The 26,600-nt window shown below is 63.6% G+C and carries 22 protein-coding genes; 8 read left to right on the top strand and 14 right to left on the bottom strand.

Annotation, left to right across the window (positions count from 1 at the left end; translation table 11 throughout):
• Window positions 1-27 precede the first annotated feature (27 nt).
• Both AC0GUR_RS03780 and AC0GUR_RS03775 read right to left on the bottom strand, forming a co-directional pair.
• Window positions 28-537: a transcriptional repressor gene (locus tag AC0GUR_RS03780; RefSeq protein WP_472876134.1), complete on the bottom strand. Its 510-nt coding sequence runs from the start codon at window positions 535-537 to the stop codon at window positions 28-30.
• Between the two features lie 146 nt (window positions 538-683).
• Window positions 684-968, bottom strand: a complete 285-nt coding sequence (locus AC0GUR_RS03775; protein WP_472876133.1) for a hypothetical protein — start codon at window positions 966-968, stop codon at window positions 684-686.
• A gap of 95 nt (window positions 969-1,063) precedes the next feature.
• Between AC0GUR_RS03775 and AC0GUR_RS03770 the strand changes: the two genes are divergently transcribed.
• The 5 genes from AC0GUR_RS03770 (at window position 1,064) to AC0GUR_RS03750 (ending at window position 9,164) form a co-directional block, all read left to right on the top strand.
• The gene (locus AC0GUR_RS03770; RefSeq protein WP_472876132.1) at window positions 1,064-1,768 is read left to right on the top strand and encodes a response regulator transcription factor; all 705 of its coding nucleotides are present in this window, start codon (window positions 1,064-1,066) and stop codon (window positions 1,766-1,768) included.
• On the top strand, window positions 1,761-3,134 hold the full coding sequence (locus tag AC0GUR_RS03765; protein ID WP_472876131.1) for a sensor histidine kinase: 1,374 nt from the start codon (window positions 1,761-1,763) through the stop codon (window positions 3,132-3,134). Before AC0GUR_RS03770 ends, AC0GUR_RS03765 begins: the two co-directional genes overlap by 8 nt.
• Before the next feature lie 155 nt (window positions 3,135-3,289).
• On the top strand, window positions 3,290-4,462 hold the full coding sequence (locus AC0GUR_RS03760) for an efflux RND transporter periplasmic adaptor subunit (protein ID WP_472876130.1): 1,173 nt from the start codon (window positions 3,290-3,292) through the stop codon (window positions 4,460-4,462).
• 35 nt (window positions 4,463-4,497) lie between these two features.
• Complete coding sequence (locus AC0GUR_RS03755; RefSeq protein WP_472876129.1) at window positions 4,498-7,686, top strand: efflux RND transporter permease subunit; 3,189 nt, start codon at window positions 4,498-4,500, stop codon at window positions 7,684-7,686.
• A complete protein-coding gene (locus AC0GUR_RS03750; RefSeq protein WP_472876128.1) occupies window positions 7,683-9,164 on the top strand; it encodes an efflux transporter outer membrane subunit in 1,482 nt (493 codons plus the stop codon). Before AC0GUR_RS03755 ends, AC0GUR_RS03750 begins: the two co-directional genes overlap by 4 nt.
• A gap of 585 nt (window positions 9,165-9,749) precedes the next feature.
• Here AC0GUR_RS03750 and gltX read toward each other — a convergent pair.
• Window positions 9,750-11,150 (bottom strand): glutamate--tRNA ligase, encoded by a 1,401-nt coding sequence (gene gltX, locus AC0GUR_RS03745; RefSeq protein WP_472876127.1) that lies wholly within the window; start codon window positions 11,148-11,150, stop codon window positions 9,750-9,752.
• Between the two features lie 105 nt (window positions 11,151-11,255).
• The gene (locus AC0GUR_RS03740; protein WP_472876126.1) at window positions 11,256-11,693 is read right to left on the bottom strand and encodes a DUF4399 domain-containing protein; all 438 of its coding nucleotides are present in this window, start codon (window positions 11,691-11,693) and stop codon (window positions 11,256-11,258) included.
• A gap of 167 nt (window positions 11,694-11,860) precedes the next feature.
• Here AC0GUR_RS03740 and AC0GUR_RS03735 point away from each other — a divergent pair, with 167 nt between their 5' ends.
• Window positions 11,861-13,021, top strand: coding sequence for a glycosyltransferase family 4 protein (locus tag AC0GUR_RS03735; protein WP_472876125.1), 1,161 nt, complete (start codon window positions 11,861-11,863; stop codon window positions 13,019-13,021).
• The gene (locus AC0GUR_RS03730; RefSeq protein WP_472876124.1) at window positions 12,990-13,562 is read left to right on the top strand and encodes a phosphatase PAP2 family protein; all 573 of its coding nucleotides are present in this window, start codon (window positions 12,990-12,992) and stop codon (window positions 13,560-13,562) included. Before AC0GUR_RS03735 ends, AC0GUR_RS03730 begins: the two co-directional genes overlap by 32 nt.
• A gap of 824 nt (window positions 13,563-14,386) precedes the next feature.
• Here AC0GUR_RS03730 and accD read toward each other — a convergent pair.
• The 3 genes from accD to trpB are packed head-to-tail and all read right to left on the bottom strand — an operon-like array spanning window position 14,387 to window position 17,319.
• Window positions 14,387-15,259, bottom strand: coding sequence for an acetyl-CoA carboxylase, carboxyltransferase subunit beta (gene accD, locus AC0GUR_RS03725; protein WP_472876123.1), 873 nt, complete (start codon window positions 15,257-15,259; stop codon window positions 14,387-14,389).
• 54 nt (window positions 15,260-15,313) lie between these two features.
• Entirely contained in the window at window positions 15,314-16,114 is an 801-nt protein-coding gene (gene trpA / locus AC0GUR_RS03720; RefSeq protein ID WP_472876122.1) for a tryptophan synthase subunit alpha, read from the bottom strand.
• Window positions 16,111-17,319: a tryptophan synthase subunit beta gene (gene trpB / locus AC0GUR_RS03715; protein ID WP_472876121.1), complete on the bottom strand. Its 1,209-nt coding sequence runs from the start codon at window positions 17,317-17,319 to the stop codon at window positions 16,111-16,113. Before trpB ends, trpA begins: the two co-directional genes overlap by 4 nt.
• A 108-nt stretch (window positions 17,320-17,427) precedes the next feature.
• Here trpB and AC0GUR_RS03710 point away from each other — a divergent pair, with 108 nt between their 5' ends.
• Window positions 17,428-18,333, top strand: coding sequence for a LysR family transcriptional regulator (locus AC0GUR_RS03710; RefSeq protein WP_472876120.1), 906 nt, complete (start codon window positions 17,428-17,430; stop codon window positions 18,331-18,333).
• 692 nt (window positions 18,334-19,025) lie between these two features.
• Here the strand turns inward: AC0GUR_RS03710 and AC0GUR_RS03705 are convergent.
• The 7 genes from AC0GUR_RS03705 to AC0GUR_RS03675 all read right to left on the bottom strand — a co-directional run bounded on the left by AC0GUR_RS03705 (window position 19,026) and on the right by AC0GUR_RS03675 (window position 26,560).
• Complete coding sequence (locus AC0GUR_RS03705; RefSeq protein WP_472876119.1) at window positions 19,026-20,030, bottom strand: cupin-like domain-containing protein; 1,005 nt, start codon at window positions 20,028-20,030, stop codon at window positions 19,026-19,028.
• 26 nt (window positions 20,031-20,056) lie between these two features.
• Window positions 20,057-20,677, bottom strand: coding sequence for a phosphoribosylanthranilate isomerase (locus AC0GUR_RS03700; protein WP_472876118.1), 621 nt, complete (start codon window positions 20,675-20,677; stop codon window positions 20,057-20,059).
• A complete protein-coding gene (gene truA, locus AC0GUR_RS03695) occupies window positions 20,674-21,441 on the bottom strand; it encodes a tRNA pseudouridine(38-40) synthase TruA (RefSeq protein WP_472876117.1) in 768 nt (255 codons plus the stop codon). The genes AC0GUR_RS03700 and truA overlap by 4 nt, the downstream gene beginning before the upstream one ends.
• Window positions 21,442-21,568: 127 nt before the next feature.
• Window positions 21,569-23,914 carry a motility hub landmark protein FimV gene (locus AC0GUR_RS03690; protein WP_472876116.1) on the bottom strand — a complete coding sequence of 782 codons (2,346 nt, stop codon included), beginning with the start codon at window positions 23,912-23,914 and terminating at the stop codon, window positions 21,569-21,571.
• Window positions 23,915-24,077: 163 nt separating this feature from the next.
• Window positions 24,078-24,383, bottom strand: a complete 306-nt coding sequence (locus AC0GUR_RS03685) for a hypothetical protein (RefSeq protein ID WP_472876115.1) — start codon at window positions 24,381-24,383, stop codon at window positions 24,078-24,080.
• The gene (locus AC0GUR_RS03680; RefSeq protein ID WP_472876114.1) at window positions 24,383-25,411 is read right to left on the bottom strand and encodes an aspartate-semialdehyde dehydrogenase; all 1,029 of its coding nucleotides are present in this window, start codon (window positions 25,409-25,411) and stop codon (window positions 24,383-24,385) included. Before AC0GUR_RS03680 ends, AC0GUR_RS03685 begins: the two co-directional genes overlap by 1 nt.
• Window positions 25,412-25,540: 129 nt before the next feature.
• On the bottom strand, window positions 25,541-26,560 hold the full coding sequence (locus tag AC0GUR_RS03675) for a 2-hydroxyacid dehydrogenase (protein ID WP_472876113.1): 1,020 nt from the start codon (window positions 26,558-26,560) through the stop codon (window positions 25,541-25,543).
• Window positions 26,561-26,600: the final 40 nt, after the last annotated feature.

Genomic DNA, 26,600 nt, shown 5'->3' with positions numbered 1-26,600 from the left:
GCCTGGGCCCATGAAATGGAGCCGGAATCAGACCTTGCGGCAGTTCTTGCAGAGGCCGTGCACTTCCAGCGTCTGCGCCTGGGGGCGGAAACCGAAGGCGCGGGCCTGCGCCTCGATCAGCTCGGCCACGCGCTCGTCACACACTTCTTGTGCGCTGGAGCAGTTGTCACAAATGAGGAACGGCACCTGATGTGCCTCTGCCGGGTGGTGGCAGGAAACGAAGGCGTTGATGGATTCCAGCTTGTGGATGAAGCCGTGCTCCAGCAGGAAATCCAGCGCCCGGTAAACCGTAGGGGGCGCGGCATTGCCGTGGCGCTCGCGCAGCTGGTCGAGCAGGTCGTAAGCCTTGACGGGCTTGCCCGCAGCAGCCACCAGCTCGAGCACTTCCTTGCGCAGCGGGGTCAGGCGCAGGCCGCGTTCCTCGCTGGCATGCTCCACCGCACGCACGAAGCTCTGAGCATCGTCGTGATGATGGTGGTGCGTATGCGGCTTGCTGGTAACGGTCTGGCTCACGGGATTCACCTCAGGCTCCATCATACACCGCGGCGCGAACACGCCCTTGAGTTCAGGAAGACATTCCCGGTTTTCCCAGAGCACACTTCAATAACCCTCACCGTCATCCCCGCGAAGGCGGGGATGACGGTGAGGCAACTACGAAACCATTCTGGGTGCTTGGGAAACCCTCAACTCCGCTTCGGCAAAGGCGGCGGCTCCGCCTTAGGCTTGGGGCGTGGGCGCATCAACACCACGAACCAGCCGAACGGACCCAATACCGCAGCCCACACGATGCCCTCCACCAGACGCCCACGCCACCAGCCGATCAAGGCGCCCACGACCAGGAACGCTACGCTCCACCAGAACATGGCAGCCCACGGGACCAAGGCCATCAGGTTCAGGAATATGTGAAGGAACGCATCCGGGCTGTCCATATCGACGCCCTGTGTTGCCTTGTCCAACCATTGATCCATGAGAGCCCCGTCCGCTCATCTACCATAGACAGATGATGAAGCGTCGGAGCGTTGAGTGCATCCGCCAACCTTCAGCCACTAGCCGGATTGGAGCCATGCGCTGCCTGCTGATTGAAGACGACCTACCCACTGCCGAGCTGATCCGCGAAAGCCTGAGCCAGGCCGGGCATCAGGTCGAGGTGTGTCATGACGGCGCCGGCGGCCTTGCGCGCGTCAGCAACGAGCTGTGGGATCTGGTGGTGCTGGACCGCATGCTGCCGGGTGGTGTGGATGGTCTCGACATACTCGCCGCCATGCGCCTGCGCGATGACCGCACGCCCGTACTCGTGCTCAGCGCGCTGAGCAGCCTGGACGAACGCATCCGTGGATTGCGCAGCGGCGGCGACGACTACCTCACCAAGCCGTTCGCGCTGGACGAAATGCTGGCTCGCATCGAGGCACTGGCCCGTCGCGCCGGCCAGCGCGTTGAGCCTGAATTGCTGGCGGTGGGTGACCTGACACTGGAGCCGCGCACGCGCCGCGTGTTCCGCAACGGCCGCCCTATCCTGCTGCAGCCACGCGAATACCAGCTGCTGGAATACCTGATTCGCCATCAGGACGAAGTGGTGACGCGCAAGATGCTGCTGGTCGCGGTGTGGGGCTATCACTTTGATCCCGAAACCAACGTCATCGATGTGCAGATGAGCCGGCTGCGCAACAAAATTGACCAGGGCAGCGCGCAGCCACTGATCCGCACGGTGCGCGGAGTCGGCTTCACCATTGGTGCAGCGATCGACGACGAGCCGCAAACCGATGCCTAACTTCCGCCACTCGGTGGTGTTTCGCATGGCCGCAGGCTACGGCCTGTTGCTGCTGCTTTCGGTGGCGCTCATTTCCACTGTGTTTTATGTCGCCACAGCCGGCTTGCTTCGTCGCAATATTGATGAGCAACTACGCAGCACCTCGCGTCATCTGGTGCAGGTGAAGGAGCAGAGCGGCATTGGCGCCTTGGTGCACGACGTCTACGGCCTGCTGACGGACAACAAGGACAGCGATACCGAGATTTACCTGCTGCTCGACACGAAGGGCCAGAAACTGATCGGCAACCTCACCGCATGGCCTGCGGCGGCGGTATCGAGCAGCGGCCTGCGTCAGCTCGAAGTGGAACGGCTCGGTCACCACTCGCCCAGCCGCTTGCTTGCTTATCGCTTTACCGACGGCACCGTGCTGTTGGTCGGGCGTGACATGCACGATGTCCGCGAGCTGGAACACCGGGTAATGGTGGCGCTAGGCCTGGGTGGCGTGCTGGCCTTGCTGCTGGCCGGCGGTGGCGCTGTGCTGTTCCACTCGCAGCTGCAACGCAGGCTCCGTGCCATCCATCGCACCACCACGGAAATTGCCGCAGGCCAGCTGGACCGCCGCGTGACGGTGGGAACCTCGCGCGACGAGTTTGCGGTGGTCGCTCACGACATCAACGACATGCTCGATGAAATCGAGCGGCTGATGGACAACGCACGGCAGGTATCGAACGCCATCGCCCACGACCTGCGCACGCCGTTGGGCCGCATGCGTGCCGCACTGGAACAGGCCTTGCGCTCCCCCCAGCGCGAGGCCCGATTGACGCAGGGTGCGCAATACACCATCGACGAAATTGACAGTCTGATCGCCGTGCTCGACAAGCTGCTGCAGATCGCCGAAGCCGAAGCCGGCATACGGCGCGACAGTTTCGAGCCACTCGCGCTGCGCGGCCTGCTTGACGACATGATGGAGCTCTACCAGCCGGCAGCGGAACCGCTATCGATCGAATTGCGCTGTGCAGTGGAAGGTGATCCCTGCGTGCTGGCCGATCGCCACCTGTTGGCCGGCGTGCTGGCCAACCTGCTGGACAACGCCTTCAAATATGCAGGCGCGGGATCGCATGTCGAGATCCACGCCGCGCAAACGGCAGATCATGTCGTCATCAGTGTTCGGGACAACGGCCCGGGCATCCCCGAGTCTGCGCTTGCGCGGGCCACCGAGCGTTTCTTCCGGATAGATGCCAGCCGCCATCAGCGCGGCAACGGCTTGGGGCTGAGCATCGTGTCGGCGGTGGTGGCATTGCATCGGGGCCGGCTCACCCTGGCCAACACCTCGCCTGGCCTGAAAGTCGATATCGAGCTGCCCGCAGCCAATCTTTCCAAACCGTAACTGTCCGCTGTGATCGTGCGCGACTAAGGTGCCCGGGTCTTCCCGTGTGCCTGTAAGGGCTGCCTGGCCCTGGGCTGGCGCGGGGAACCCGTTACCAGAACCCTGCCCGCAACGCCTCGCGCCATCCCCGCGCCGGGCCTACTCACCACTGGCCCATGAAGAAGCATCAAGGACGACTCATCGCTGGCGGCTGCATTCTGGCAGCCGTGCTGTTGGCACTGTTTGTTCGCACCGGTCCCGCAGCGGCACCCAAGCCCGCCCGCACTGCGCCCGTCGATGAGCAAAGCGTGACCATCACTGCTCAGCAGGCGCAGCAGGTTCATGTCTCCGACGTGATCACGCGCGAATTCACGCCGCTGGTCGAGGCCGTGGGTTACGTCGATTTTGATCAGGATCATCTCGCGCAAGTCTCGTCCCCTTATGCGGGACGCGTGCGCGAAGTGTTTGCTAAGTCGGGCGATAACGTCGCGCGCGGACAGGCGCTGTTCTCTGTGGACAGCCCTGACCTCGCACAGGCTGAGGCTACCCTGGTGAGCGCAGCGGCAGCACGCGTGCAGACCGCCGCGGCGCTTGAACGTGCCAAGGGCATGGCGCAGGTGCAGGCCAATGCGCCGCGCGATCTGGAACAAGCCGTATCCGATCAACAGACCGCGGAAGGTAACTATCAGGCGGCACGTCGTGCCTTGCATATCTTCGACAAGAGCGATGCCGAGATCGACCACATCGCCGCCACACGCCGCGTGGATGGTGAACTGCGCATCGCCAGCCCGATCACCGGTCAGGTGACCGCGCGCACCATTGCACCGGGCGATCTGCTGCAACCGGGCAACAGCCCCGCGCCCTTCAACATCTCTCATGCAGACGGCCTGTGGCTGGTGGCCAACGTCGCCGAGTCCGACGCGCCGCAGGTGCATGTCGGCGACAAGCTCACAGCCTCGCTGCCCGCGCTGCCCCAGCACCCTATCACCGCAACGGTCGACTATGTGAGCAGCAGCTCAGACCCTGCCACACGCCGCGTGATGTTGCGCTCGGTGCTGCACACCACGCCTCTCGGCGTGCGTCCGCAGATGCTGGTCAACTACAGCATTTTCACCGCCGCCCCCACGCGCCGTGACGCCGTGCCGGTGGATGCCGTGGTTCGTGAAGGAACAGGCGCCATGGTGGTCTTCACCACCACTGATGGCCTGCACTTCACACGTCATCCAGTCGAGGTCGGCCCTCTGCAGGACGGCTACTACCCGGTGCTGTCCGGTCTGCCGCCGCATCTGCGCATTGCGGCAGAGGGCGCGCTGTTCCTGAGCAATGCATTGGCGCTGCAGGCGCAATAAGCGTGCTGGCCTCGAAAATTTCATAAGGATTGATCGTGTTCAGAGGTCTTGTCGCATTTGCGCTGACCCGTCGCGCCATCGTGCTGATGGCGCTGGGGGCGTTTGTCATCGCCGGTCTGGTGGCGTATGCCAAGCTCAACATCGAGGCGTATCCCAACCCGGCTCCGGTGATCCTGGAAATCACGGCCCAGGCACCGGGCCTGTCCGCCGAGGAAATGGAGCGCAGCTATACGCGCCCGATGGAAGTGGGCCTGGCCACCACGCCCGGCGTGGAAAGCATCCGCTCGACGTCGTTCTACGGCTTGTCATTCGTGCGCGTCACGTTCAAGTACGGCACCGATTACTACTTCGACTACACCCAGGCCGCGCTGTCATTGCAGCAGAACGTTAGCCTGCCCAATAACGTACAACCGCAGATTCAGGCCTCCAGTCTCGTTGGCGAAATCTTTCGCTACCAGCTGACAGGTCCCAAGAGCATGAGCCTGACCGAGCTGCGCACGCTGCAGGATTGGGTGGTCACGCGTCGCTTGCTGTCGGTGCCCGGTGTGGCCCAGGTGGTGACCTGGGGTGGCACGACCAAGGAATACGAGGTCGAAGCCGACCTCAACAAACTGCAAGGCTACGGCATCACCCTGCCCCAGCTGATCACCGCCATCGGTAACGCCAACAGCAACGTGGGCGGTCGTACCATCAATATCGGTCAGCAGTCGGTGAATATTCGCGGCGTGGGATTGGTCAAGAACGTCGACGACATCGGCAACATCGTGCTCAGCCAGACCCATGGCACGCCCGTGCTCGTCAAGGACGTGGCCAAGGTAAACATTGGCGCCGTGCCACGTCTCGGCCGCGCCGGCCGCGACAATCAGGACGATGTAGTCACCGGCATCGTGGTGATGAACCGCACGTTGCAGACCAATGAAGTCGTGGCTCGCGTCAAGAACGAAGTCGCCAAGCTCAATAGCGATGGCACCCTGCCCGCCGGCGTCAAGCTGGTGCCCTTCTATGACCGCTCGACGCTGATAGCGGTTACCACCCACACGGTGTTGCACAACCTGATCTTCGGCTGCCTGCTGGTGTTCCTGATCCAGTGGGTTTTCCTGGGTGATTTGCGCAGCGCCATCATCGTCAGTGCCAACATTCCGGTGGCGCTGTTCTTCAGCATCATCATCCTGGTGCTGATGGGCGATTCGGCCAACCTGCTTTCGCTTGGTGCGGTGGACTTCGGCATCATCGTTGACTCGGCGGTGATCCTGATCGAGAACATCTTCCGCAACTTCCAGAAGAGCAAGGAAGAGCAGCGGGAGATTCTGCACGAGGCGGCGCAAAGCGATCTGGGCACCTATATGCGCGCCTCCGGCACACAAGGCTGGACCGATCGCCTGCGCCTGATGTTCATCAGCGCCATGCAGGTGGATCGCGCGGTGCTGTTCTCCTCCGCCATTACGGTGGCAGCGTTCATCCCGCTGTTCACCATGCAGGGTGTGGAAGGCCAGATCTTCAACCCGATGGCGCGCACCTACGCCTACGCGCTGACGGGCGCACTGATCGCCACCTTCACCATTTCCCCGGTGCTGGCCTCGCTGCTGTTGCCGAAGCACATCAAAGAGACCGAGACGCTGTTCGTACGCGCGATCCGTCGCGTCTACACACCCGTGCTGCACTGGGCGCTGGAGCGCCGTCGCACCACGGTCGCCCTTGGCGTCGGTTTCCTGCTGCTGGCCGGCCTGCTGCTGACACGCGTGGGTACGGAATTCCTGCCCGCGCTTGAAGAAGGCAATCTGTGGATTCGCGCCTCGATGCCACCGACCATCTCGCTCGAGGCGGGCGAGGCACAGGTCAACCAGCTGCGCCGCATCCTGCTCACGCATCCGGAAGTGGTCACCGTGGTGTCACAGCACGGCCGCCCGGATGACGGCAGCGATGCATCAGGCTTCTACAACGTGGAACTGTTCGTGCCACTGAAGCCGGAAGGCGATTGGCCTCGCGGACACACCAAGGAGAAGCTGGTCGCCGAACTGCAGCATGAGTTTGACGACGCCATGCCGGGTGTCGAGTTCAACTTTTCCCAATACATTCAGGACAACATCGAAGAAGGCCTTTCCGGCGTGAAGGGGGCCAACTCGGTGAAGATCGTGGGCCCCGAGCTGCCTGAACTCGAACGCCTTGCCGACCAGGTCATGCGCGAGATGCAGAAGGTTCGCGGCGTGCAGGATCTTGGCGTGTTCCATGTACTGGGCCAGCCCAACCTCAACATCACCATCGACCGAGCGAGAGCGGCTCGCTACGGACTCAATACCGGCGACATCAATGCTGTCGTACAGGCCGCTGCGGGCGGCACCTCAGCCAGCACCGTCCTGGAGGGCGATCGCCAGTTCGACCTGGTGGTGCGTCTGGCCCAGCAATTCCGGCGCAGCATTGAGGACATCGGCAACATCCAGGTGGGCTACAGCCTGCCCAATGGCGATACCGGCTATGTGCCACTGCGCGAGGTGGCCAAGATCTCGCTCGACACCGGTGCGTCGTACATCTATCACGAGCGCAACGAGCGCTTCGTGCCGGTGAAGTTCAGTGTTCGCGGCCGCGACCTGGGTGGCACCGTCGCAGAAGCACAGCGTCGCATTGCAGAACATGTGACTCTGCCGCCCGGTTATCACCTCGCATGGGCGGGCGAGTTCAACGACCTGCAGCAGGCCAAAGAGCGACTGGCCATTGTGCTACCCATTGCGATGGGCTTGATCCTGGCGCTGCTGTTTGCGTTATTCAACTCGCTACGCGACAGCTTGCTGACGCTGGCTGCGATTCCGTTCTCCATCGCTGGCGGCATCATTGCGCTCTATCTCTCCGGGCTGGATCTCAGCGTATCGGCGGCGATTGGTTTCGTATCGCTTTTCGGCGTATCGGTGATGAACGGCATCCTCGTCATTACCTACTTCAATCATCTGATCTTTGCCGGACACTCGCCGATCGACGCGATGACCCAGGCAGCAGAGCAACGCATGCGCCCGATGCTGATGACCGCACTCTCGGCCTGTATCGGTTTGCTGCCAGCGGCGATCTCCACCGGCATCGGCAGCCAGGTGCAGCGTCCGTTGGCCACGGTGGTCGTAGGCGGCATGTTGATCGGCCCAGTGATGCTGCTGGTGGTAGCCCCGGCCCTGCAGGTGCTGGTGGTGGAGTGGACACAGAAACGCAAACAGCGACGCCTGAGCGGAGGTGCGCCATGAGTCGACTCCTGAAAACCTGGCGCAGCACGGCGCTGCTGGCAGCCATCATCGCCTGTTGCGGCGGCTGTGCCATCGGCCCCGACTATAAGCGCCCCGACGTGGCGACACCGACCGAATTCACCCGCCAGCCGCTGCCATCGACAGTGGGGAGCGACACAGGTCATCCGCAACAACTGATGTCCTCCCAGGCCATTGCGCAAACCTGGTGGCAGGTGTTCGGCTCGGATGCGCTGAACGACCGCGTGCAACGCGCGCTGGCGCACAACCCCGACCTGGATGCCGCGCGGGCTGCATTGCGGCAGGCGCAGGAGACCGTCGCTGCGCAACGCGCGACCTTCTTCCCCTCCGCCCAGGTGAGCTATGCCCCTTCCCGCCAGCGCGACGCCGTGGGCACGCTATCACCCGCGCTCACGTCAAACGCCACCTACTACACGTTGCACACGGCCCAGCTCAACATCAGCTATGCACCCGACGTTTTCGGACTCAACCGGCGCACGGTGGAATCGTTGCAGGCGCAGGCCAACAACCAGCGTCTTCAACTCGAGGCGGCACGGCTTTCGTTGGCGGCCAACGTGGTGAATGCGGCCATCCTGGAAGCTTCGTTACGTGCACAGATCGAGGCCACCGAAGCGGTGATCGCCGCGCAGACACGCGCACTGGCCATCCTGCATGACCAGGCCCGGCTTGGTTATGCCTCCGCCCTGGATGTCGCCGCTCAGGAAACTGCACTGGCACAAGCACGGCAGGCATTGCCCGGTCTGCAGAAACAGCTGCAACAGAATCGCGACCTGCTGGCCGTGCTGTGCGGTGAACCGCCCGCCCAAGGCGGCGATCCGGAGTTTGACCTGGAGCACCTCACCCTGCCGGCCACACTGCCACTGAGCGTGCCGTCGCAACTGGTGGAGCAACGCCCGGACGTGCGCGCCGCCGAAGAGAACGTGCATGCCGCGAGTGCCGAGGTTGGTGTAGCGCTGGCCAATCGCTTGCCACAGTTCGCGTTGAGCGCCGCCTATGGCGGCAGCTCCACCTCGTTCACCCGCATGTTCAGCGACGACAACATTTTCTGGGCGCTAGCCGGCAGCGTTACCCAGACCGTGTTCGACTTCGGTGCCCTCAAGCACAAGCAGCGGGCTGCAGAAGCTGCGCTACAGCAATCCGCCGCCCAATATCGAAGTGTTGTGCTTGGTGCCTTCCAGAACGTGGCTGATACGCTTTACGCCATCGACACCGACGCCCGCGCGCTATCGGCCGCCAATGACGGTGAGCGCGCAGCGCAACGCACGCTGGACCTCACGCAGAAGCAGCAGCAGTTGGGCTTTGTGGGCGCGCTGGTTCTGATCAACGCGCAGCAGGCGTATGAGCAGGCACGCATCACACGTATCCAGGCACAAGCGGAGCGGCTCAGTGATACGGCGGCGTTGATACAGGCACTGGGTGGTGGTTGGCAGGAAAGCGAGGCTTCGGCGCAAGCCAAGTAGGCGGACTGAGCAAAGCGATTATTGGGTAGTGGTGAGGCAAGATTGACCCCTCACCCCGGCCCTCTCCCCCAAGGGGAGAGGGAGAAGTGGAGTGCATCGCGCGATCCCTAACCGCCAACGAAGCGAGCGACTGCCTTAAGTCCTCTTGGCGATGGCGCGTTGCGGTGTAGCCATGCCGCATGTCGTGCGATCGTGACAATACGGGCTTCGCGGACGGCAAGGCTTTTATTCAACACGACGCTACGGCAGCCCCGCTCTTGAGGCCATTTTCTTTGGGTTACTTTTCTTTTGGGCCAGCAAAAGAAAAGTGACTCGAGCGTCCCACAGGGACTAGCTTTGCGTCGTCGGCAGACGATCGAAACGCCCGCCGCGTAGGCGGCACGCTGGCGGGAGCGCCACGTTAAGTGCCAAGAACGAAGTCGCTGGATCCCCGCTTTCGCGGGGATGACGGTGAGGGAGAACACGCCTTCTCGCGAACACCCACGCCTTTGAGCGTTTAGCGAGCTTGTCCCGCTCGACCAGCCTTCGGCTGTTGAAAAGCCCCCCGGGAATGACGAGCCGGCGGCAATGCGAGGCGCGAACGCCTCAGCCTCTCGCCTTCGCGATGGCATCATCCACACGCTGCAACGCCACCTCACGCCCCGCCAAATAAATCGTGTGATCAATCGACGGCGACACCTGCGTACCCGTCATTGCCACACGCAGCGGCTGCGCAATCTTGCCCATACCCAATTCAAGCTTCGCCGCCACCTGCTCAATCACCTGATGAATCGGCTCCGGCGCCCACTCACAGGAAACCAGCAACAACTTCGCCGCCTCCAGCACTGCCACCGCCGAGTCATTCTGCAGATGCTTGGCAACCGCCTTGTCGTCCCACTCGCTAATCGGGCCGTACCAGATCTTGGCGCGCTCGGCCATTTCCTTGAGCGTCTGCACGCGATCACGCAACGCCACAATGACGTCAGCCGGCTTCGGGCCCTTGCTGAAGTCGATGCCCGCCTGCGCCAGATGCCACTCGAATTCCGGCGCGATCGACGCGGGCTCTTCCGTCTTGAGGTAATGCTGGTTGAGCCACGACAACTTGGTCACGTCAAAGCGCGATGCCGCCTTGTTGACGTCGGCCACATCGAACAGGCGAATCATCTCCTCCTCGGAGAAGATTTCCTGGTCGCCGTGCGACCATCCCAGACGCACCAGGTAGTTGAGCAAGGCGTGCGGCAGGAAGCCGTCGTCGCGGTACTGCATGACGCTCACGGCGCCATGGCGCTTGCTGAGTTTCTGGCCATCGGGGCCAAGAATCATCGGCAGGTGCGCGAACTCCGGCACCGGCGCGCCGAGTGCCTTGTAGACGTTGATCTGGCGCGGGGTGTTGTTGACGTGGTCATCGCCGCGGATCACCTCGGTGATGCCCATGTCGATGTCGTCCACCACCACGGCGAAGTTGTAGGTGGGCCAGCCGTCCGAGCGGAAGATCACCAGATCGTCGAGTTCGGCGTTGCTCCACTCCACACGACCCTTCACCTTGTCGTCGAACACCACCGAGCCTTCCAGCGGGTTCTTGAAACGGATCACGCGATTCGGGTCGTCGCGATACGGCTCGTTGCGGTCGCGGTAATAGCCGTTGTAACGGGGCTTTTCGCCCTTGGCCATCGCCTCGTTGCGCATGGCCTCGATCTCGTCCTTGGACTCGTAGGCGTAGTAGGCCTTGCCGGCCTTCAGCAGCTCGTCGGCCACCTGCTTGTAACGATCCAGGCGCGCGGTCTGGTAGATCGGGCCTTCGTCGTGACGCAGACCCAGCCACTGCATGCCGTCGAGGATGGCCTGTACAGCCTCCTCGGTGGAACGTTCGCGGTCGGTGTCCTCGATGCGCAGCACGAACTGGCCACCGCGGCGACGGGCCTCCAGCCAGCAGTAAAGCGCCGTGCGGGCGCCGCCAATGTGCAGGAAACCGGTGGGACTGGGGGCGAAACGGGTGCGGACGGTCATGGGACGGAAGCTGTCCTGAAAGACGAAAACGGCGATTTTAGCCGATCCGCGCCCCTAACCGGGACCGGAGTTGCCGCATGAGTGGCGGCAACCCCGGTGACAAATTCACCTCACGGTGATGCTGATGGGCTGTGAAACGATCGGCGGATCGAACGGAATGTGGTTCTCATCCGCCAGCTCGAGCTGCAGCGTGTGCTTGCCGGGGGCCAGATGGAGCATGGTTTCGGTCTGGCCATCGCCGAAGTGGATGTGCTGTGTGTCCTTCGAAATCGGCTTGCCGGCAGCCGGCATCTCCGTCACATCGACCAGCAGGTGATGGTGGCCGGTGCCCACCTTTTTTACGCCGGCCGGGGCGACACCCATGCCCTTGAGGCCGAACTCCACCAGGACGTCCTGGCCCACCACCTGACCATCCAGGGGCGAAATGATGTAGACCTCGGCACCCGCAGGTGCCTTGGTAACCGGCAGGCCAGTCGGCGCTTTGGCGGCAAAGGTGCCGGCAGCCATGGCGGCAAGCGCGACAGCAAGCAACAGGCGTTTCATCGGCGTGTCTCCTCGGTGACAGGTCGGTCCAGTGTACTCGTGAAGTCTCAAGCTGGCGTTTACAACCCCACCGCTTGTGTCGCCCGTCACGCACCCGTCATACCCGCGCCACGCCCCCGCAACGCCAGCTGAGGAAACTGCCCCGGGCCAGCCAACGGTATGTTCTAGTGCGCATCGGCATTGTCAGCGAAACGTATCCACCCGAGATCAACGGCGTGGCACTGACCGTGCATAGCCTCGCCGCCGGACTGGCGTCGCAGGGCCACACGGTCGACCTGATCCGTCCCCGCCAGCAGCAGCCGTTCAAGGACGAGCCTGGCATCGTCACCCTCGAAGTTCGCGGCGCCTCCCTGCCCCGCTACCCGGGCCTGCGTTTTGGCCTGCCCGCCGGTGGTGCACTGCGAGATCGCTGGACGCGACTGCGCCCCGACGCCATCTATGTCGCCACGGAGGGGCCGCTGGGGTGGTCTGCCGTGCGCGCAGCCAATCACCTGGGCATTCCTGTCGCCACCGGCTTCCACACCCGCTTCGACACCTATGCGAACCATTACGGCCTGGGCTTTCTAACGCCGGTGGTCCGCCACTATTTGCGTAGCTTCCATCGCCGCGCCGCGGCCACCCTGGTGCCTACCGAAGCGCTGGCACGCGAGCTGACCTCCCTGGGTGTGGATACCGCGCGACTGCTGCGCCGTGCTGTGGATACTCAGCTGTTCCATCCACGCCACCGCAGCGCCGAGTTGCGGCAGAGCTGGGGCGTCGACGGCAATACGCCGGTGGTGCTCTATGTGGGCCGCATCGCGCCCGAGAAGAACCTCGATCTGGCGGTGCGCTGCTTCCGTGCCATCCAGCAGCAGGTGCCCAAGGCCCGTTACGTATGGGTGGGCGATGGCCCGGCACGAGCCGCACTGCAGGCCGCCAACCCCGACTTCATTTTCGCCGGCATGCAGCTTGGCGAAGCGCTGGCCCAGCACTATGCCAGCGCCGACCTGTTTCCCTTTCCCAGCCTCAGCGAAACCTTCGGCAACGTCATCCTCGAGGCACTCGCCTCGGGCCTGCCGGTGGTGGCCTATGAGGAAGGCGCGGCGCGCGAGCATCTGCGCACCGGCCACAACGGGTATCGCATCGACATTGGCAATGAGCGGGCCTTTATCGACGCGGCCACGACGCTGGCCTGCAATGCCAGCCTGATTCGCCACATGGGGCGCGCGGCGCACGCGAGCATTGCCGGCCTGTCGCCAGACGCGGTGATTCACGAGTTCGAAAACCTGTTGCATGAGCTGGCCGAGGAGAATGCGCATGAGCACCATGCCACCGCTGCACACGCCTGACCTTCCCGCCGGACCTCGCTTTGCCATCGATCGCCGCATGTGTGTGGCGGCCAACCGCTGGGGAACGCGCCGGGCAGTAGGCGTGTTCTTCAGCATCATCAGCCGGCTGGGTGATGGTGTGTTCTGGTATTCGCTGATGGCCGTGCTCGCGTTGGTGGACGGGCGCCGCGGGCTGCTGGCTGCCGCCCAGATGGCGATCACCGGGCTTACCGCCTTGCTGTTGTATCGACTGCTCAAGCGCTGGACGCGTCGCCCACGCCCCTTCCGCGCCTGCCCGGGCGTCATCGCCCACGTGCCGCCACTGGATGAATTCAGCTTCCCCTCCGGTCACACGCTGCAGGCGGTGAGTTTCACCGTGGTCGCGCTCGCCTGGTATCCGGTGCTTGCGCCGCTACTACTGACTTTCACGGCACTGGTGGGTGCCTCTCGCGTAGTCCTTGGCCTGCATTACCCGAGCGACGTGATCGCTGCGACCGCCATCGGCAGTGCGTTGGGTGCGTTGTCGCTGTGGCTGCTGCCGCTACACGCACTGGTGGGATGAAGTTCGACGCCTTGGTGTCTATTTGTGCATCAACGTGTCGCAATGACTTTGCCGTCAAACACATAGCGCACCTATCCACAGGCTTTTCCTGTGCGCATCCACATTCGCTGTGGAAAACAAGGTAGGCGCAGTCGCTCCGGTATTGGACATTTTTTCACCACAGCGTAGTGAATGCCCGCCGCAACAGATAGTTGCGATACTTTTCCACAGGTTTGCTCCATCGACGTCCACAATCGCTGTGGAAAACACGCAACGACTGGTCAAAAGATCAGCACGGTGTGACAAGTCATTGTCGATAAAGGCCTGCGAGTCGCTTGTCCACAGGCTTATGCAGGTGGCATCCACATGCGCTGTGGAAAACACGGAGTACTTGCGGCAACGGTCGCGCACAAGTGCGCTCCTACAGGTGAATGTCGTTGTAGGAGCGCAGGTGTGCGCGACCCACTCTCGCCGTGCTGTGCAATTGCGCATCAACGAGTCGGCATCGCTTTGGTATCAGTGAGATAGCACATCTGTCCACAAGCTTTTCCCGTGCACATCCACACGTGCTGTGGAAAACACGTGGCGTTCTCGCGGGTTCGTCGCGCACAGGGTGCACTCCCACATGACAGCGTTTTGAGTGGGAGCGCACCCTGTGCGCGACACAACCTGCCCCACGCTGCACATTTGTGCATCAACGCGTCAGCATTACTTTGCGATCAGTGAGATAGCACACCTATCCACAGGCTTCTCCAGCACACATCCACATGCGCTGTGGAAAACCCGCAGGCAAAAAAACAGCGCCTAAAGGCGCTGTTTTTCGTATATCACCCATGCGTGATCGATCAGGCGACGCGTGGTGCCTTCATCATGATGCCGAGCAGATCGGCAAGCTTGTCACGCATCTCGCGGCGATCGACGATCAGATCGATCGCGCCATGCTCCACCAGGAATTCCGAACGCTGGAAACCTTCCGGCAGCGTCTCGCGCACAGTCTGCTCGATCACGCGCGGGCCGGCGAAGCCGATCAGTGCCTTCGGTTCGGCAACGTTGATGTCGCCCAACATACCAAGACTTGCGGACACGCCACCGGTGGTCGGATGCGTCAGCACGCTGATGTACGGCACACCAGCGTCACGCAAGCGCGCCAACGCGGCCGAGGTCTTGGCCATCTGCATCAGCGAGAACAGCGATTCCTGCATGCGCGCACCGCCGGTGGCGGAGAAGCACACCAGTGCGCTGCGATCGGCCAGCGCACGCTCTGCGGCGCGCGTGAACTTCTCGCCCACCACCGAGCCCATCGAGCCGGCCATGAAGGAGAACTCAAAGGCCACAGCCATCAGCGGACGGCCCTTCAGGCGACCGCTCATGGCAACCAGCGCGTCTTTTTCGCCGGAACTCTTCTGCATGGCCACGATGCGGTCGCGGTACTTCTTGGAGTCACGGAACTTGAGCGGGTCGCTCGGCTCCATGCTGGCCCACAGCTCCTGCGCCGAACCCGGATCGAGGAACGAATCCAGTCGCGCACGCGCGTCGATGGTGTGGTGATGACCGCACTTGGGGCAGACCATCAGGTTGCGTTCCAGCTCCGGCCGATACAGCACCGTGCCGCAACCACCGCACTTCTCCCACACGCCCTCCGGCACTTTGCCCTTGCCGGCAGTGCCGGAGGCTTCCGTGCGAGCACGGGGGGTCATGATTTTCTGGAGCCAGTTCATCGCAACACCTCAAACGTTCATGACGCGACGCCGCGTCACAAACGCAGCGTGTCCTCAATGCGCATCCAGCGCGGCGCGGATCGGCGCCAGGAAGTCCCTGGCTCGCGCGGCGATGTCGTCGACACCTTCCGCACCCGCCAGGCGCTCCACCAGCGCACTGCCGATCACCACCGCATCCGCGAAGCCGGCGATGGCCTTGGCCGACTGCGCATCGCGCACACCAAACCCCACGGCCACCGGCGCTTTCGACTTCGCGCGGATATCGGCCACACGTGCGGCGATGTCGCTGGTGCTCAATCGTGCCGCGCCCGTGATGCCGGCGAACGAGACATAGTACAGGAAACCCTGCGCCGACCCGCACAACTGCACCATACGCGCGGGTGCGGTGGTGGGGGCCACCAGCAGGATCTGCTGCAGCCCAGCCTCGCGCAGGGGCTGCAGCACCGCCGACTCTTCGAGCGGGCAGTCGACCACCAGTACGCCGTCCACACCAGCCTGCACCGCTTCCTGGGCGAAGCGTTGGTAGCCGTGGATTTCAATGGGGTTGAGGTAACCCATCAGCACGACCGGGGTTTGCGCGTCCCGCTGACGGAACTCGGCGACCCAGCGCAGTACGTCACCGAGACCGACGCCCTTGGCGATCGCGCGCTCGCTTGCGTGCTGGATCACCGGGCCGTCCGCCATGGGGTCGGAAAACGGCACACCCAGCTCGATCACGTCGGCGCCGGCATCGACCAGTGCATGCATCAGCGCGACGGCGTGCTGCGGCGACGGATCGCCTGCAGTGACAAACGGAATCAGCCCCGTACGGCCGGCGGCCTTCAGTTGGGCGAAACGACGGTCGATGCGGCTCATACCTGCACTCCTTCGCGCGCAGCAATGGTGTGCACGTCCTTGTCGCCGCGACCGGAAAGGTTGCACAGCACCAGGCCATCCTTCGGATATTCGCGCGCCAGCTTGATCGCCTGCGCTACGGCATGGCTGGATTCGAGCGCCGCGAGAATGCCTTCAGTGCGCGCCAGCAGATGGAATGCCTCCAGCGCCTCGTCGTCGGTGACGCCGACGTATTCCGCGCGCCCCGCATCTTTGAGAAAGGCGTGCTCCGGCCCCACGCCGGGGTAATCGAGACCCGCCGACACCGAGTGCGTCTCGGTGATCTGGCCGTTGTCGTCGCACAGCACATAGGTGCGGTTGCCGTGCAATACACCGGGGCGGCCGGCTGCCAGCGAAGCGGCATGATGGCCGGTGGCAATGCCCTCACCCGCCGCTTCGGCACCGACGATGCGCACCTGCTCGTCATTGAGGAAGGCGTGGAACAGACCGATGGCGTTGGAGCCGCCGCCCACACACGCTGTCATCACATCCGGCAGTCGACCGAACTGTTCCTGCATCTGTACGCGCGCCTCACGGCCCACGATGGCATTGAAATCGCGCACCATCAGCGGATACGGGTGCGGACCCGCGACGGTGCCAATGATGTAGAAGGTGTCGGCCACGTTGGTGACCCAATCGCGCATCGCTTCGTTGAGTGCGTCCTTCAGGGTTTTCGAGCCGGAGGTCACTGGCACGACTTCCGCACCGAGCAGCTTCATCCGGTAGACGTTGATCTTCTGCCGCTCAATATCCACTGCGCCCATGTACACCACACACTTGAGCCCGAAGCGCGCAGCCACGGTGGCGCTGGCCACGCCGTGCTGGCCCGCACCGGTCTCCGCGATGATGCGGGGCTTGCCCATGCGACGCGCCACCAACGCCTGACCGATGGTGTTGTTGATCTTGTGCGCGCCGGTGTGATTCAGATCCTCGCGCTTGAGCAGGATGCGCGCGCCACCGACGTGCTGCGACAGCCGCTCGGCGTGGTAGATCGGGCTCGGGCGCCCCACGTAGTACTTCAGGTCACGATCCAGCTCGGCCAGAAAGTCGGGGTCCTGGCGCAACCGCAGATAGGCCTCGGTGAGCTCAGCCAGCGGTGCCATCAGGGTCTCGGCGACATAGCTGCCGCCGTAGTTACCGAAGCGCCCGTGCTCGTCGGGGTAGGCGCTGAAGTCGATCTTGCTCATGGGGCACTCGGGGGAAAAGGGCGGGAGGCAACGCCCACCCTATCCCAAAGGCGCTGGCGCCAAAAGCGATATGATGGCCGCCATACGTCAGGAAAACTCACATATCCGATGCCTCGCCCGCTGCCCTCGTTGAATGCCCTGCACGCCTTCGAAGCCGCTGCGCGACTGAGCAGCGTCAGCCGTGCGGCGGCCGAGCTGCACGTCACCCACGGTGCCGTGAGCCGACACATTCGCTCACTGGAGGAGGAACTGGGCACCGCCCTGTTCCAACGCCAGGGGCGCGGCCTCGTGCTGACTGCCGCAGGGCAGCGATTGCGCAATACCAGCACGGCCGCGTTTGCGCAGCTGCGAGAGACCTGCGACGCCCTGCGCAACGATGTCTCTCACGCACCGTTCGTACTCGGATGCCCGGTCAGCCTGCTGGCACGCTGGATGATTCCCCGCCTCGAGTGCCTGATGGCGGATCTGCCCGCGTTGGATCTGCACCTGCGCCCGCAGGAAGCGGCCTTCGATGAGGCGCTCAGCGGGCTCGACGCCGCCGTGCTGGCCGGTGAAGCCCCGTGGCCCGCGGGCTGGCATGTCCATCCTCTGGCGCGTGAACGCATGGGGCCGGTCGTAAGCCCCAGCTTTGCCAAAGCACATCAGCTAGATCACAGTCGCCCGCAGGCGCTGCTGACGCTGCCCTTGCTCAATACCTCCTCGCGGCCGCGAGCGTGGTCACTCTGGGCACAACATGCCGGCCTGGATGAAACGAAGCTGCCGCAGGGTCAGGCCTACCCGCACTTGTACCACCTGATCGAAGCCGCCGTCGCCGGCCGTGGCGTTGCCATCGCGCCGGAACAGCTGGTGGCTGACGACCTGGCATCCGGAAGACTGATGGCGCCGTGGGGCTTTCATGACACCGCATCCTGGTGGGTGCTGGCGACGCCGGCTCGCCTGCCGATGGAGCGCGCTGAGTCGCTGGCGGCATGGCTCAAAGATGAGTTCGCGCGAGGCGCTACCGCGCAACACTGATGTTGCACGCCGAGGTGATGGCGACTGTGCTGCCAATGCTGCGCAATTGCGCACCAACGCGTCAGCTTTGTATGGCGATCAGAGAGATAGCGCATCTATCCACAGGCTTTTCCTGCACGCATCCACATGCGCTGTGGAAAACCGCATGCATCGCGTTGTCGCATCGCTGCGCATTTTTTCATCATCGCGTACTGATCGCCTTGCGTAGCAAGCAGTTACGATACTTTTCCACAGCTTTGTTAGTGCGGCATCCACATGTGCTGTGGAAAACATGCGGTGCTGTTGTGTGATGGTCGCGCACAAGTGCGCTCCTACAGATACGCACTTTTGTAGGCGCGCACTCGTGCGCGACCGCATTTCGCCTCACGCTGCGCAATCACGCACCACCGCGTCGCAACCTCTTGCAACTCAGTGAGATAGGTTACCTATCCACAAGCTTTTCCCGTGCGCATCCACATTCGCTGTGGAAAACACGTTGCGCTTATTCGAGTTCATCGCGCACAGGGTGCGCTCCCATGGGGCAGCGTGATGTGTGGGAGCGCACCCTGTGCGAGACACAACCCGCCTCACGCTGCACATTTGTACATCAACGCGTCAGCATTGCTTTGCAGTCAGTGAGATAGCTCACCTATCCACAAGCTTTTCCCGTGGGCATCCACATGTGCTGTGGAAAACCCCGCTTCGCGCGGCAATCAGAGATAGCGCCGAATGCGCTCCAGCAATTTCGCTGATTGCTCTGCATCCAGTTCGCCCAGCCAGCCGCGACGCGCTTCGGGAATATGCGCGGCAGGGTCTTCGTCACCAAACACGTAGTGATCCAGCAATTCGCGCCATGCAGCACGCTCGGTGGGCGGCAGTGATTTGAACAGCAGGATGCAATGAAGCAAGCCACCCAACCGCGTGCTGGGTGCCAGGCCGGCGCCCTGCTCCTGCTTCCACCAGTAATTCACCAGCGCGTTGAGCGAACCCAGCGAGGCAACGTGGTGCCACCACATGGGTGGTATGTAGATGGCGTCACCCGGTGACAGATCTGCGACCTGCGCTTCGGCAAGCGCCAATTTCAAGCGTGGAAAGCGCGGATCATCCGCCTGGTCGAGGCGCGCCATGCTGATGGCTGCACCCGTGGGCGCGAAATCCAGCGGGCCAATGTAGAGATTGCGTACCTGCTCCGGCGCAAACAGGGTGAAGCGCCGCGTGCCGCACACGACGCAGGCGATGTTGTGGTACTCGTCGAAATGCGCCGGCGTGGTGACACGGTTACCAATCCACAAGCGCGGTTTGATCGCCTCCTCAAGCAACGGCATGGCATGTCCGTCCAGCAAACCAGGCAAGCAGGTGGCGATGGGCGCGCTTTGCAGCGCGATGCCCGGCGCATCGCCCTGACCGGCGAACTGCAGCAACTTCTGCAGCCCTTGCGTCACAGACACGCGATGGTGATTGAAGTTGAAAGCCTCGGCGTCACCGCGATAGCCGATCATGCCCTGCTCTTCGGGTGGCATCAGCAACGCGTCGACAACGGTGCCGTTGTCCAGCGCCATCAGACGCGAGGCAAAAGCCTGGTCCGATACCGTTGCATCGGCGACCATCGGCCAATGCTTCACCAGTCCCCGGATCACCACCGGCCGCTCGCCACGAATGATGTCTACCAGCGCGTCTGGCTGGCCATCGTAGCGAAACTCCTCCATGGGAACGGGCATAGGATTCCTGGGACTGATAACGAACGTTAATGGCCGGCTGCGCGCACGGCCGCGATGAAATCCGCCAGCTTGCGCGGGTCTTTGATGCCGGGCGCCGACTCCACGCCACTGGCCACATCCACCGCCCACGGTCGTGCGATGTGAATCGCCTCGGCCACGTTGGACGACGTCAGGCCACCCGCCAGGATCAATGGCTGCGCCAGATCCTGGGGCATCAACGACCAATCGAATGCCTTGCCACTACCGCCGGCTTCGCCCAGGCCGTGTCCATCAAGCAATAGTCCTGCTGCGCCGGGATAGTCGCGCAAGCGCGACAACGCCGCTTCGCCCGCACCCATCGCAATGGCCTTGAGGTAGCGGTGACCGAACTGAGCGCACCATTCGTCGTGCTCATCGCCATGGAACTGCAGCAGATCCGGTTGAACCGCGTCGATCACTTCCTGCACCAGCGATGCGTCGTCATCCATGAAGAGAGCAACCACGCTGACGAACGGTGGAACAGCCTGGGCTATGGCCTGCGCCTGCGCCATGCTCACGCGGCGCTTGCTGCGCGCCGTAAACACCACGCCAATGGCATCGGCACCGAGCTGCGCTGCCAGCTGTGCGTCTTCGACACGGGTCATGCCGCAGCACTTGATGCGGGTCACTGGCTCACCTCCGCCGGCAGGCCCCAATGCGTTTCATAGCGCGGACCGAGAAAGGTCAGGCCCGATGCCGGGGCCGTAGGTCCGGCGACTTCGCGGCTGCGCCCCGCCAGCAGTTCGCCTATCCAGGCCACGGGCTGCTCACCGCGACCGATCGGCAGCAGTGACCCGACAATGTTTCGCACCATGTGATGCAGGAAGGCATTCGCCTCGATCTCGATGATGACCTGCTCTTCCTCGCGCCGCACGCTTACTGCGTGCACTTGGCGCCGAGGATGGGCCGCCTGGCAGGAAATGGCGCGGAACGCGGTGAAATCGTGCTCGCCCACCAGCGCCTGTGCCGCCTCGTGCATACGCGTGGCATCGAGCGGCAGGCGTTCCCAGGTGACGTAACGCGCATCGAGCGCGGCACGCACCTGGCGATTGAGAATGCGGTAGCGATAGCGTCGGCTGCGTGCCGAGAAGCGCGCATGAAATGCGCCATCGATCGGCTGCGCCCACAGCACGGCCACACTGGCCGGCAGGTTGGAGCAGGTGCCCAACACCCAGCCACGCATGTCGCGCTGCACCTCGGTATCGAAATGCACCACCTGGCAACGCCCATGCACGCCGGCGTCGGTGCGCCCCGCACAGGTCACTTCCACCGGATGCGCGGCCACGAACGACAGCGCCTGCTCCAATACACCCTGCACGGTGTTGCCATGGCTCAACCGCTGCCAGCCGGAAAATTCAGTGCCGTCGTATTCGATACCCAGGGCGATGCGCATGAAGAAACAGATGCCGTCAACAGAAGCGCACAGGGTAGCAGGCCATTCGCGGCGGGTGAGCAGGCCCCAAACGCACACGGGCCGGCAAAAGCCGGCCCGTGGGTGGTAACGCTTTGGCGCGGACGGTTTAGCGGATGCCGTCCAGCAGGCGCTTGGCAACGTCCTTCTGCATCTGCGTACCTTCGTGCATGACCTCTTCCAGCATTGCATGGGCACCATCCGGATCGCCCATGTCGAGGTAGGCGCGGGCCAGATCCAGCTTGGTGTCCACCGGATTGTCGTTGAGCTCGCCCAGGTCGTTATGCGACTCGTGGTGCGAAGCATGGCTCACCGGTTCGTCGGCCATCGGCTCGGCAAACTCCCAGGTGGAGGCGTGAGCATCCAACGCTTCGTCAACCTGCTCTTCGACCACCGTTGCTGCTGCCGGCGCCGGTGCGTTGGCGTGGTGATTCGTCGGGCGCGGGGTCAGATCGAAATCGAAGTGATACTCGCTGACCTTGGGATGATGCACCTGCTGCGCCGAGGTCGACGGGATCGGCGGCGGCAGATCATCGTCCTCGAGATTATTGGCGTAGCGGCCCAGGTCGAAGTGATCCAAGGCGTCATGCGCTGCTCCACCCTGCGGCGCGCGCTGCACGGCATGAGCAAACAGCGGATGCTCCGGCACCAGGTCTTCACCCATGTGCACCACATCCTGCCACTCGGGCTGCTGCGGGTCGCTCATGTGCGCATGCATGGCCTCGGCAGCGGCTTCGAAGTGGTCCACGTCGCGGCGGCTGTAGTAGAGGCTCACCAGTTCCAGATGCAGTCCAATGTCGTCCGGATGCTCGGCCAGCTGGTCGAGCAGCTCATCCTGGTCCGGATCGGCACTGGCCGGCCCGCCCGGAGGCACCGTACCGAACCGGTCGGCCAGCGAGGACGAAGCAGCCGCTGCGGCCACAGGCTTGCGGCCACGGCCGCGCAGGCCCAGCAGGAGCAGCAGTACGGCAGCGCCGGCGCCGGCGCCCCACGCCCAAGTCTGCATGTACCAGGGATCTTCTTCCGCCACCGGCGGTACCGGTTTGGCTGCTGGCTTGGCCGGGGCCGGCGTGGTGACGACGGCGGGTGCCGTGCTGGCGTGCGCCGGCGCGGCGGCGCTGCCGGCGGAAGCCGGAACGCTCGCAGCCGGTGCCGGTGCCGCAGCCGGCTCGTTGGCCTTGACCACGGTCTCGTCGGCAGCCTTGGCCGCCTCCTGCTTGGCCGGCGCGCTGGCAGCTGCCGCCGGTGTCGCCACGGCTGCGGCAGGCAGACTCTTGGTCTTGCGGGCCTCGCCAAGCTTGTGTTGCAGGTCGGCGATTTCGTTGTCTTTGAGCGACAGCAGACGCTCGTTCTTGCCGTTGATGTCTTCCAGATCCTTCAGGCGCGACTTCAGCTCATCGCCCTGCTGCTGCAGGGAAGCCAGCGATTCCTGGCTGCGCAGCAGATCCTGATGGAGGGAGGCCATGCCCTTTTCGGCCTTGTCACCCTTGCCGCCCTTGCCAGCCGCGTTGTCCGAACCTTCCTTGGCCGGCACCAGCGACAGATGGTCGCCAGCCTGCCCGCCAGTGGTCGGCGCAGATGTCGCGTTGGCGCGCGTGCCGGCGTCGGCAACGGTGGTCGCCGTACGGGCAGCGCCCGAGCGCCAATCGCTGTTCTGGCGACGCACTTCTGCCGCGGCGGCCGCCACGGCCATCGCCTGCGCATCCTCACGGGTGGGCACGCGCAGCACCACGCCGCTCTTCAGCGCGTTGATGTTGTCGCGGTAGAACGCATCCGGGTTGGCCTGCTTGAGGGCCAACAGCATCTGGTTGATGTCCACGCCTTCCGGCGCGGTTTCATGCGCGATACCCGAGAGCGTCTGACCGCTCTCGACGGGGAAGGTGCTGCCGGCCGCTGCGCGCGGTGCAGCGGCGGGCTTGGGCTTGGCCGGCTTGGGCTCCGGCGCGGGGGCCGGTGCGGCGGCGCTGGCCTGGCTGGTGCTGGACGATGCCGGAGCCGTCGAACGACGCGACGACTTGGGAGCCGCCTGAGTCGGTGCCGCCGTCGCCGGGACGTGGGACACGCCGGTCGGCGGGTCGAGCAGGATGGTGAACTCACGCAGGCTCTTGCCGGCGGCGTTGTTCACTTCCACCAGCAAGTCCAGATAAGGGTCGTTTACCGGGGCGGCGCTGGTGATGCGAATGACTTTCTTGCCATTGGCGCCGTCCACTACGGCGAACTGCAGCGGAATCGTCGGGCCGGCTGCTACGCCTGCCTGGGCGGCATCTTCCGCCGAGGCCAGTCGCGCGGTGAGGTTTTGCAGCTCAGCCGGGCTTTCGGGGTTGACGGGTATTTCAGCCAGCAGGGGCTGGCCCAGAGCCGATTTCACCTGGATCTGACCCAGTTCCAGCGCAGCTGCCTGGGTGCTGCCCAAGGCGAGCGCCAGCAACATCGACAGCTTCAACGAACGATTCATCGTGTTATCCCCCGAACGACCCCGTGACGTTTCTCATCGGCGCGCCGAAAACGGCAACACCTGGAACGAGGCGTCACTTTAGTTAGGTATGGGCCAATCAACAATAGCGTTGGCCAATATTTACAGTGTCTTGCTACCACTTGTTCTTGTAGGGTGGCGGATCTCAGCCACCTTTTGCGGGGTGCCCGGCGGCCGGGGATGCACCCTGCAAATCCTTGAGCTGCTTCTGCAGGTCCGCAATGGTCTGGTCCTGCTGCTTGAGCTTCGCGTCCGTCTCGTGGGAGTGGCCTTCCGCGCGTTCCACGTCACCCTGCAACTGCTTGACCGTAGCCTGCTGCTTTTCGATCGCCTGATCGACCTGTTTTTGGTCGCCCGCCTTGGCGGCGGACGACGCCTGAGCCTGTGCTGCCTGGGCCGGCACGGCAAACACCAACGAACACATCACCAGCCCCGACAGCATCATTTTCATTACAGATAGTCCTTGATGAGAAGTTCAGCGATTTGAACGGCGTTGAGCGCCGCGCCTTTACGGATGTTGTCCGACACGATCCACATATCCAGGCCGCGCTCGTGCGAGATGTCCTCGCGAATGCGACCCACGAACACCGGGTCCTTGCCGGCCGCGTCGCTCACCGGCGTCGGATAGCCGCCAGCCTTGCGCTCGTCGACCACGACCACGCCCTCGGCTTTTTCGAGCAGCTCGCGCGCCTGCTCCGCGGTGATCTTGTCGCGCGTCTCGATGTGCACGGCCTCGGAGTGACCGTAGAACACCGGCACACGTACCGCGGTAGGGTTCACCTGGATGGTCGGGTCTTCGAAGATCTTGCGCGTCTCCCACACCATCTTCATTTCTTCCTTGGTGTAGCCGTTCGGCTGGAAGTCGTCGATGTGCGGGATCACGTTGAACGCGATCTGCTTGGAGAATTTGTTGGTTTCCACGTCCTGGAAGCCCAGCAGCGCCGCAGTCTGCTTGCCCAACTCTTCCATGCCGCTGCGACCGGCGCCGGAGACGGACTGGTAGGTCGCCACATTGATGCGCTCGATGCCTACCGAACGGTGGATCGGCGCCAGCGCCACCAGCATCTGCATGGTCGAGCAGTTGGGGTTGGCGATGATGCCGCGCGTGGTGTACTCGGCGATGGCGTGAGGATTCACCTCGCTCACCACCAGGGGGATGTCATCCTGGTAGCGGTACTCAGAAGTGTTGTCGATCACCACGGCACCAGCGGCAGCGGCACGCGGGGCATGCTCGCGGCTCACCGAGCCACCGGCCGAGAAGAAGGCGATGTCGACGCCATTGAAATCGTAGTCGGCAAGGTTGCGCACTACGACCTGTTTGCCGTCGAAGGTGATTTTGTCGCCCGCGGAGCGCTCGCTTGCCAGCGGCACCAGCTCGCTGATCGGAAACTCGCGCTCAGCGAGGATCGCCAGCAGGGTTTCACCCACGGCGCCCGTCGCGCCGACCATTGCCACCTTGTAACTGCTCTTCTTGCTCATGTCCCGGTATCAGGTAAGAGGATTCGGAAAACCGTCCCGGCTTGGGGGGTAACCTGATCTCCGCATCTGCAGAAATCTAGCCGGGGCGGCGCGCAAAACAACCCGCGACACGCACGGGCGTGAATATCGTCACGCTTTGTAGACGGTCCAGCGTGCCATGACCGCCGGATTCAGGGGTGTCGGCGGCTTTCCAGCCGCCTCGCCATAACCCAGGGCCGCAATCACATTGTCGGCCGCCAGGCTAGCCATGGCACGGCGCGTTTCTTCGCTGGCGCTGGCGATATGCGGGCACAGCACCGCATTGTCCAACGCGAGCAGGTCCGGATGCACGTTCGGTTCGTCTTCGAACACGTCCAGACCCGCGGCCGCCAGCCGGCCTTCGCGCAAGGCTATCGCAAGCGCAGCATCATCGACGATACCGCCGCGTGCAATGTTTATCAGCACCGCCGAGGGCTTCACCTGCGCCAGCTCGGGGGCCCCGATGGCGTGCCGATTCTCAGGGGTGAAAGGCAACACAAGCACCAGGAAATCGGCCTGCTGCAACAGCTCCGACTTGGTGACCAGCGTCGCCCCACACTGGCGCTCGACCATCTCAGGCAGTCTCGATCGGTTGTGATACAGCACCCGCATGTCGAACCCGGCGGCGCGACGCGCCACGCCTTGCCCGATGCGGCCCATGCCAAGGATGCCCAGCGTACGGCCGTGCAGGTCCAGACCCAGCCAGTCGTCGAAACGCATGTTGGCGCCCGGCCAATGCCCTGCCCGCAACCAGCGTTCCGCCGCCCCCACGCGCCGCGCCGCCGTCAGCATCAAAGCCCAGGCGAAATCGGCCACGCTCTCGTTGAGTACCCCAGGCGTATTGCTGGCCAGCACGCCAGCCCGGGTCAGCGCCTCGAGATCGAGGTTGTTGAACCCCACGCCGAGATTGGCCACCACCTTGAGGCGTCGGTTGCCTTCGAGAACACCTGCATCCACTCGATCGGCAAGTCCCACCAGCGCCGCATCGACGCTGGCGAGCTTGTGCTTGAGCTCGACCGCAGTGTGCCGGCGCTCGATGGCTTCCGCATCGACATCGAAATACTGCGCCAGACGTGCCAGCACATCGGGGAAGAGCGGTCGGGATACCCAGACTTTCGGTTTTGCGGTCATCTTCTGCTTTTAGTCCGCACCAGCCCGAATCGCGGACCGG

It is taken from the genome of Dyella sp. PARNA 12/25 (genome assembly GCF_055702865.1).
Note: the sequence above shows the minus strand (reverse complement) of the source record. Positions and strands in the feature narration are given on the sequence as shown.

Bases quoted from the DNA above. Each gene is read 5' to 3' on its own strand.
- AC0GUR_RS03685 (WP_472876115.1), bottom strand. From the start codon at position 24,383: ATGAAAATGATGCTGTCGGGGCTGGTGATGTGTTCGTTGGTGTTTGCC.
- truA (WP_472876117.1), bottom strand. From the start codon at position 21,441: ATGCGCATCGCCCTGGGTATCGAATACGACGGCACTGAATTTTCCGGC.
- AC0GUR_RS03740 (WP_472876126.1), bottom strand. From the start codon at position 11,693: ATGAAACGCCTGTTGCTTGCTGTCGCGCTTGCCGCCATGGCTGCCGGC.
- accD (WP_472876123.1), bottom strand. From the start codon at position 15,259: ATGAACTGGCTCCAGAAAATCATGACCCCCCGTGCTCGCACGGAAGCC.
- AC0GUR_RS03780 (WP_472876134.1), bottom strand. From the start codon at position 537: ATGATGGAGCCTGAGGTGAATCCCGTGAGCCAGACCGTTACCAGCAAG.
- AC0GUR_RS03675 (WP_472876113.1), bottom strand. From the start codon at position 26,560: ATGACCGCAAAACCGAAAGTCTGGGTATCCCGACCGCTCTTCCCCGAT.
- AC0GUR_RS03760 (WP_472876130.1), top strand. From the start codon at position 3,290: ATGAAGAAGCATCAAGGACGACTCATCGCTGGCGGCTGCATTCTGGCA.
- AC0GUR_RS03730 (WP_472876124.1), top strand. From the start codon at position 12,990: ATGAGCACCATGCCACCGCTGCACACGCCTGACCTTCCCGCCGGACCT.
- AC0GUR_RS03765 (WP_472876131.1), top strand. From the start codon at position 1,761: ATGCCTAACTTCCGCCACTCGGTGGTGTTTCGCATGGCCGCAGGCTAC.
- AC0GUR_RS03750 (WP_472876128.1), top strand. From the start codon at position 7,683: ATGAGTCGACTCCTGAAAACCTGGCGCAGCACGGCGCTGCTGGCAGCC.
- AC0GUR_RS03770 (WP_472876132.1), top strand. From the start codon at position 1,064: ATGCGCTGCCTGCTGATTGAAGACGACCTACCCACTGCCGAGCTGATC.
- AC0GUR_RS03710 (WP_472876120.1), top strand. From the start codon at position 17,428: ATGCCTCGCCCGCTGCCCTCGTTGAATGCCCTGCACGCCTTCGAAGCC.
- gltX (WP_472876127.1), bottom strand. From the start codon at position 11,150: ATGACCGTCCGCACCCGTTTCGCCCCCAGTCCCACCGGTTTCCTGCAC.
- AC0GUR_RS03680 (WP_472876114.1), bottom strand. From the start codon at position 25,411: ATGAGCAAGAAGAGCAGTTACAAGGTGGCAATGGTCGGCGCGACGGGC.
- trpA (WP_472876122.1), bottom strand. From the start codon at position 16,114: ATGAGCCGCATCGACCGTCGTTTCGCCCAACTGAAGGCCGCCGGCCGT.
- AC0GUR_RS03705 (WP_472876119.1), bottom strand. From the start codon at position 20,030: ATGCCCGTTCCCATGGAGGAGTTTCGCTACGATGGCCAGCCAGACGCG.
- AC0GUR_RS03690 (WP_472876116.1), bottom strand. From the start codon at position 23,914: ATGAATCGTTCGTTGAAGCTGTCGATGTTGCTGGCGCTCGCCTTGGGC.
- trpB (WP_472876121.1), bottom strand. From the start codon at position 17,319: ATGAGCAAGATCGACTTCAGCGCCTACCCCGACGAGCACGGGCGCTTC.
- AC0GUR_RS03775 (WP_472876133.1), bottom strand. From the start codon at position 968: ATGGATCAATGGTTGGACAAGGCAACACAGGGCGTCGATATGGACAGC.